Raw genomic sequence first — 1,621 nt, forward strand, 5'->3', positions numbered from 1 at the left:
ATACGTGAAGAGGTGTATGGCGATGCAGATACCTTCTCAACCCCGCGGTTAATGTTTTGGAATAAATACAAATACAGTGAGGTACGCACGCTGTGGTCATCTCGTTTAGATGGCTCAGACAGGCGCCGTATTATTCCAGAAGAGGTATTTCAAAAGCTTGAATCTATTAGTATACATGCACCAGCTCGCTCACCAGATAACCGTTATATCGCTATTTCGGGTTATATCAATGATAGAGCCACGCGACAGTTGTACGACACCAAAGAAAAAAAGCTAATCACCATGTCAGGCGGTGGCGGCTACCCTTCATTTAACTGGACCTCAGATAGCGATAATGTGATTTTTTATGCAGATGGTAAACATTACAACTACCAGGTATCAACAGCAACACTTACGCAGCGTAAAATAATTTACTCAGAGGAGTTGTTTTTACTGCCCGGCGATAAAGAGTTTTTAGCGGTAAAGCACGATGGCTTTTGGATACATAAGTTTGATGGTGAGGTAATACGTAAAGTTGATTTTGGTTTCCCAAGAGAATGGGAAATGAAAAACCACCGTATTTCACCGGATGGAAAATATTTAGCGTTTATGACTCAAGGCAGACCAAAAGCGCATTTTCATTGGGTGAATATTGCCAACCCTGAGGTTAAGCATTCAGAAATAGGGGAAGGTAATGGCGTTATTTTTTCTCCAGAAGAGGATTATCAATTGGAGTTTGTAGCAAAATTTTCAAAAGAGCGTGGTAAAAATGGTTTCTATCCTTCAAAGCGTATCATAAGAACAAAGAATATAGTGACCGGTGAGCAAGCTGAGGCGATAGTAAAAGAAAATGGTATTTGGGGTCTTGATACATTAGGTCCAATAGCAGTTACAAACTTAGCAGTACAAGGACGATAATAATGCATAAAATGCATGATATGAGCAAAGGAAGTGCCAGCCCAATAGTGTATTTATTAACTGGATATGTTGAAAACAATAAACCGGTTGGTAAATTAACCCCGGTAGCAAACCGAATCGTGGTGGCCGAGCAGCCTGAGTCAGCCACTTACGATACAAAAAAGCCTATTGTATTAAAAACAAATAGTGCTGGTATTTTATCGACAATAAACAGTGAGTCATTAGAGACGCGTCTGCCATTTCATGCGTACATGGCAAATAATAATCAACGGTCTATTATTATTCCGCCCATAGAGTCTATAGGGCTCATTGCCAATAATAACCCTAGTGGATGGGCGAAAGAGTTTGTTGATAATTTAAAAAGTTTTAAATAATGAGTGTGTTTACAGCAATCCAGTAAATAAGCGCATTCAGTAAAAGGATAGTTTTTGATGTTTTTAAAAAAATACAGCATGTTTTGTATGCTCTCTCTTTGTGCCAGCTTAGTGCTAAGCGGTTGCTCAGAGCCATCTTCACAAGGCTCTGAGCAGGCAGAGGTTGATGTTGCTAAATACCCATGGGCTAAAGAGCATCAAAACCACCCTGAGTGGCCGATGGAAATACGTGAAGAGGTGTATGGCGATGCAGATACCTTCTCAACCCCGCGGTTAATGTTTTGGAATAAATACAAATACAGTGAGGTACGCACGCTGTGGTCATCTCGTTTAGATGGCTCAGACAGGCG

2 protein-coding genes and 1 pseudogene are annotated in these 1,621 nt (G+C 40.7%); all 3 read left to right on the plus strand.

Translation table 11 applies throughout. From position 1 onward, the window contains the following. A partial coding sequence (locus tag H5162_RS21005; RefSeq protein ID WP_182779440.1) for a PD40 domain-containing protein occupies window positions 1-897 on the plus strand: 897 nt, incomplete at its 5' end. A gap of 2 nt (window positions 898-899) precedes the next feature. Then, a complete protein-coding gene (locus H5162_RS21010) occupies window positions 900-1,271 on the plus strand; it encodes a hypothetical protein (protein ID WP_182779441.1) in 372 nt (123 codons plus the stop codon). Between the two features lie 57 nt (window positions 1,272-1,328). Further along, window positions 1,329-1,621 (plus strand): annotated as a pseudogene (locus H5162_RS21015) (hypothetical protein); the annotation flags it as partial.

Origin of the sequence: Pseudoalteromonas sp. SR41-8 (genome assembly GCF_014163915.1) — a bacterium.
GTDB classification, from domain to species: Bacteria; Pseudomonadota; Gammaproteobacteria; order Enterobacterales; family Alteromonadaceae; genus Pseudoalteromonas; species Pseudoalteromonas rhizosphaerae.